At 38.1% G+C, this 5419-nt stretch carries 4 protein-coding genes; all 4 read right to left on the bottom strand.

All coding sequences use genetic code 11. The annotated features are described in order from the left end of the window. Positions 1-171: 171 nt before the first annotated feature. The 4 genes from JOC48_RS21075 to JOC48_RS21090 are packed head-to-tail and all read right to left on the bottom strand — an operon-like array spanning position 172 to position 5131. Entirely contained in the window at positions 172-1665 is a 1494-nt protein-coding gene (locus JOC48_RS21075) for a xylulokinase (RefSeq protein ID WP_338024362.1), read from the bottom strand. A gap of 39 nt (positions 1666-1704) precedes the next feature. Further along, positions 1705-2673, bottom strand: coding sequence for an ABC transporter permease (locus JOC48_RS21080; RefSeq protein WP_204502385.1), 969 nt, complete (start codon positions 2671-2673; stop codon positions 1705-1707). After that, a complete protein-coding gene (locus JOC48_RS21085; RefSeq protein WP_204502386.1) occupies positions 2670-4190 on the bottom strand; it encodes a sugar ABC transporter ATP-binding protein in 1521 nt (506 codons plus the stop codon). The genes JOC48_RS21080 and JOC48_RS21085 overlap by 4 nt, the downstream gene beginning before the upstream one ends. Before the next feature lie 20 nt (positions 4191-4210). After that, on the bottom strand, positions 4211-5131 hold the full coding sequence (locus tag JOC48_RS21090) for a sugar ABC transporter substrate-binding protein (protein ID WP_204502388.1): 921 nt from the start codon (positions 5129-5131) through the stop codon (positions 4211-4213). Positions 5132-5419 lie beyond the last annotated feature (288 nt).

A 5419-nucleotide genomic window follows, 5' to 3' on the forward strand; every position in this document is an offset into this window, starting at 1 on the left:
ACAAAAAGGCTTAGGATCAGCTCCAGTTCAATATAAAAACAAATTGGCAGCATGACCCCAAACCTTATGTGTCTACTTGACAGGGGTACGCTTACAGACCCCTTTTTATTGAAGGCTTTTAAATAATAAAAAAAGTCCTACTTGGTAAGTAGGACTTCAACATATATTTTCCTATCGATAAATCTCTGTTAAACTAGGGTACAATTTAACGTATTGCTGATACATTATTTGATACAAGTTATAGTTTTCATCATCTGGTCTATAGACTTTTGCATCATTTGTCGTTATAAAGCGGTCGGAAAACTCCTGATAATCTTTCACCCATCCTAGCCGAATAAATCCACTTGAAGCAGCACCAATCGCAGGCATAAATTCACTTTCAGCTGGAACTCGAACTGGAACTCCGATACAATCCGCTAATATTTGGCACCAGGAAGCACTTTTAGCACCACCACCAATTAATGTGATTGATTTGCTTTCATCAATATCCAATAATTCAATTAATTGTTTTAGAGAAAAACAGATTCCCTCAATCACAGCTCTGGTAAAGTCGCTCTTCTTCGTATTTGGACCAATTCCCCAAAATGCTCCTCTTGCTTCTGAGTCACTAATTGGATTTCGCTCACCATTCAGATAAGGTAAAAATAATACACCGTTACTTCCTGGACTGGCATCATTTATCAATTCTTCGTATGCAACGAAACTGGCATCGCTCTCTGCACTTCCTATGAATGTTTCTACTGCCCAATGATGAACATTCCCTACATTTAAAAGCGGAGCAATCGTAATCGTTGATTTTTGCGGCAAATGTGCTAAGTGAAAAACGCCATTCATACTAGACTCTAGATCTTCCTGCTCCTTTACCACTGCTACCCAACCAGTAGTTCCAATATAAAAGTAACTGTCTCCCTCTTTTACTGCACCCGCACCAATAGTGGATGCACCAGCATCACCGCTTCCACACAAAACCGGAGTCGATTCAGAGAACCCTGTTTCTGCTGAAGCATGTGCAGAGACATATCCAACTATCTCTTCAGGCTGACATAAATTAGGAAGTTTATCTAAATCAATGCCAATCTTCTCTAACAAATCCCACACCCACTGGCGTTCCAATAAATTCATCATACCTGTTGTCGCTCCTGCAATCGGATCTGTTACGAACTTGTTGGTTAATTGATAAATAATAAAATCCTTGGCATTAAATAAAAAACATAAAGTATCTTCGTACAAATTTTTCTTATACTTTTCTAGCCACAATAATTTTGCTATTGGTGACGAAGGCTTTATAGAGTTTCCAGTTTTCTTTGTCAGTTCAGGAAATTTTTCATGTAAAAAAACAGCCTCTCCCTTCGCACGCGTATCTGAATATAATATCGCACGGTGTTTCTGATTGTTCTTCGAGACAGGGATGACATCCTCCATTTGCCCGGAAAAGGAAATCATCGACACTTGTTTTGGATCGATGGATAAGTCATTCCACCATGTTTGAGCAATTTTTTTTACAGCTTGCCACCACTCGGTTGGGTTTTGTTCTACTTCTCTATTTTCACCAAAATGGGTTGTCACTGGAACAGAATATTCTCCTTTGATTTCTGCTTGTTGATTAATTAATACTCCTTTAACTGCACTTGTTCCAATATCAAAAATAGCAACATATTCCAGGATTACTCCTCCTTTCTCCTTACAACTTTAACCAGATACCCGTTATGATGTCCTGCCTAATTTTTGAATAATTAATGCCACAATAATGATAATTCCTGTTATCACATCCTGCATATAAGAAGGAACCTGTAAAATCGTTAAGCCATTCGCAAGGACACCTAAAACGACTGCTCCATAAAGTGTACCTATTATATTCGGAACTCCACTTCTAATCACAGTCATCCCTAAAAATACTGCTGCATAGGCTGGAAGAAAAAATCCATCCCCACCTGTAGGGTGAGCGGAACCTAAACGAGAAGCAAGCAATGCTCCCGTAAAAGCCGCTAGCATTCCAGATAAAGCAAATGCAATTGTCTTATAACGCTTAATATGAATACCGGAAATTTCGGAGGCTTTTTCATTTCCACCAATTGCGTAAAATCTTCTGCCTAAAGACATGTTGGACATCATATACCAAAAAATAAAAACCGTTTTGATCATAATGATGGATAGTAGTGGAATAACTCCCAATTTTGTTTGACCAATAAATTGAAAAGCAGCCGGAATATTTTCAAAGACCGTCGAACCACCTGTTAGCCAAAACGTCACACCACCTATCACAGTCCCCATCGCCAAAGTCGTCACAAAAGAGATTACTTTAAAATGTGTAATGATAAGTCCATTGATCATGCCAATTCCAAACCCAAATACGATAGGTGCGAGTATGCATATAAAAATCGGACTACCCGTAGCAGCTAATTGTGCGGAAACAACACCACCAAAACTGGCCATCGCTCCTATCGAAAGATCAAACTCTTTGACAGACATCACCAAAGTAGCACCTACTGCGATGATAACTAAAAAGGAAATTTGCCGTGTAATGTTAATCAAATTATCCAATGTTGCAAAGGAGTTTGGACTCATCATCATAAAAACAATGATAATGCCAATACCGGCAATAATCGTACCATAAGAGCTGACCATATTCTTGCTGAAGTTGGATTTTTGTCTGAGATCTGTCATCAAGCTCATTCCGAAACTCCTTCCGTCCTATTATAATGATAGCAAATATTCAAAATCTGACTTGGACTTAATTGTTTGTTTTCTAGTTCAGCAACTGTTTCTCCCTCACTGAATAACAGGACTCGATCACTTACCTCAAGAATTTCATTCAAATCCGATGAAACAAAAACTATGCCTTTCCCTAACTCTGCTTGCTGGTGTAAAAAAGAATGAATTTCGGAACGAGTCATAATATCAACTGCTTGGGTAGGCTCATCACACAGATAGATATCTGGATTCGATAATAAAGCCTTACCAAGAACAACTTTTTGTTGATTGCCACCACTTAGCTCTGAAACTGTTTGATTAGCACTTGTAGCCTTTACGTTGAATCGATTCATTTCCTTATCTACTATATTTTGTTCCTTGTTTCTTTGCATTTTTCCTCTATTAGAAATGCTGTTAATAATAGGAAGTGTCATATTATGGATAATACTATTCCCCATAATCAGGCCTTCCTCATGACGATTTTCAGAAATCATCACCATTCCATTTTCAATCATCATAGTCGGATTAGGCTTTGTGATTGCTTCCCCTTTCAGGTAAAATGCATCTGTTTTCATCGGCCTTAATCCAAAAATTGATTCTAACGTTTCAGTTCTTCCTGATCCAGCTAACCCATACACCCCAAGTATTTCATTTGAATAGAGAGAAAAATTCGCTTGTTTAACACGGCCGTCCTTCGTCCGAAGATTTTCTACCTGAAATAGAGTCCTTTTTTTAGGCTGATCTGACGAAATTTTTTTCTTATGATTTAAGGCTTTACCGTCCGTCATATGATGAATAATCACTTCTTTTGAAAGTTGATCTTTCGTCAAAGTCGTTATTAACTTACCAGCTGTTAAAACTGTGACTCTGTCAGAAATACGAATAACTTCCTCTAAACGGTGAGAAATGTAAATAATGGCTACACCTTGACTTCGCAATCGTTCTATAAATGAAAATAACAGCTGCGATTCTTTATCCGATAATGAAGCTGTTGGCTCATCTAAAATGAGTATGCGAGATTCGGCATCCATCGCTCTTAATATTTCTAGCAGCGTTCGCTCAGACGGCGTCATATCAGAGACAGGAACATCTAGGGGAATATCAATCCCCCAGCTGTTCTTCAGAGCTTCCGCTTCTTGTTTCATTTTTTTCCAATCTATCTGTATCCTATTTCTTTTCAATGGATATTTTTTATTTAAAAATAGATTTTCTAAGCCATTAAAGTGCGGGACAAGCTGTCGATCCTGATGGATAGCAGTTATACCTAAGGTTTGCGCTTCTTTCGGTGTTGATACGTCAACCGGTCTTCCTTCCCAAAGAATTCTTCCGGAAGTAGGCTGGTAAACACCGGTCATAATTTTTATCAATGTTGATTTTCCAGCACCATTTTCACCTACTAAAGCATGAACTTCTCCTGGATTAATAGATAGGTATATAGAGTCTAATGCTTGATTGCCTCCAAATACTTTACTAATGTTTTTCATTGTTAATAATTCCATATGTGTTCATCCTTAAGGCTTTATTCTGCCGTTATTAACTCTGCCGGTGCATATAACTCTGTTCCATCAACCTCTTCTCCATTAAACAGCTTCTCCATTTCCTCGATAACAATTTCGGACATCCCCATGAAATTTTGTTTTACCGTCGCTTTTAAAGGAGAATCTTCTTCGATAAGTTCTACCGCTTGGCTGTTTCCATCGATTCCAGTAACGATGATACCCTCTCTATCTTCAGCAGAAATTGCTTGTGCTGCGCCAATCGCTGGTTCATCCCATCCGGCCCAAACAGCTGTAATCGATCCTTCTTCTTGGTTAGCCAATAATAAATTTTCCATTTGTTGACGTGCATTTTCAATTGGCCCAGGTACTGCAACTTCCTGCTCCGTAATCACATTTATATCTGGATAGTCCTTCAGCATTTCATCAAGTGTTTCTGTTCTTAATAGTACCCCTGGATGTGGGCGGTGAGTAAGCACGATTAAATTGCCTTCTCCTCCCATCAATTCAAACAAATGCTCTGTAATCATTTTCGACATCGCTTCGTTATCGCTCGTTGCATTTAATGTCATCCCTTCAATGTAGCTAGAATCGGTACCAAAAACAGGAATCCCCTTTTCATCAGCATGTTGAATTTGTGCCTGAAGTTGATTAGGGTCTGTGCTCACTATCACAATTGCATCGGTATTGGAAGCTATAACATCTTCCATTCTTGAAGCTAAAGCACCAACATCCCCTGAAGTGTCAATAACATTTGATTCCCAACCTTTATCCTCTGCTTGTTGTTCCAGTTCATCAACCATTTGCTTCGTCGTAACAGATGATAGATAAGGCGTTAAAATGGAAATACGCTTCGATGATGAATCCCCACTAGCATTATTTGAACATGCAGCTAATAAAATAATGAATAATACCCCAATTAATACCCCTTTTATTTGATTCATTGCTGTTTCCTCCTCTAGTATTTGCTTTTCTCTATATTGTTTAGTCCTAAAACTATCAATAACTAAAATAGAAAAAGGGCTACTACTAATTTACTACTCTATTGTCAAAATTTCAAAATAAATCGACAATTTTTTAAAGAGGGGTCTGACCCCAATGTCATCAAGCTAAGATACCAATATATGTAAATCGATGAAGTTATCATAAAAACATCGCAAAAATAGGTCAAAAAGCGCTTGAATTTTCCAAATCACCACAAAAATCGACTTGAATACCTTTTTTGGTATATC

The sequence above is a fragment of the Aquibacillus albus genome (assembly GCF_016908325.1).
Classification (GTDB): domain Bacteria; phylum Bacillota; class Bacilli; order Bacillales; family Amphibacillaceae; genus Aquibacillus_A; species Aquibacillus_A albus.